This is a genomic window from Streptomyces fildesensis, from assembly GCF_016107395.1.
Lineage (GTDB): Bacteria > Actinomycetota > Actinomycetes > Streptomycetales > Streptomycetaceae > Actinacidiphila > Actinacidiphila fildesensis.
The window spans coordinates 1-265 of sequence record NZ_JAAIKO010000297.1 but is presented as its reverse complement, the minus strand read 5'-3'; the positions used below and the strand labels follow the sequence as shown (position 1 = coordinate 265).

Below are 265 nucleotides of genomic sequence, written 5' to 3'. Positions count from 1 at the left end.
GTCTAGTGGAGCAGCAGGGTTGATCTTGGCAACGCAGCCAACATGAACAACGGTGTATTCACTGAATGTGGAGGTCCCCACAAAATGGTAAACGGGTTTTCCATTAATAGAGAATCTTGACTTGTTATCACTCAGCATCACGCCTCTGTCGGTGTTAATCCTGAGGAGGTCACACATGTTACTCTCCTCCGACTTGCAGTGCCGGCACTCCTTGCATTCTCCGGTGAATACAGGAAGAACATGATCCCCAGGCTGCAGATCTGTC

Annotated in this window: 1 protein-coding gene; it reads right to left on the bottom strand. The window is 49.4% G+C overall.

The annotated features are described in order from the left end of the window. Positions 1–258, bottom strand: a 258-nt coding sequence (locus C6N31_RS47395) for an alcohol dehydrogenase catalytic domain-containing protein (protein WP_498063735.1), incomplete at its 3' end; no start/stop codon positions are given. Positions 259–265 lie beyond the last annotated feature (7 nt).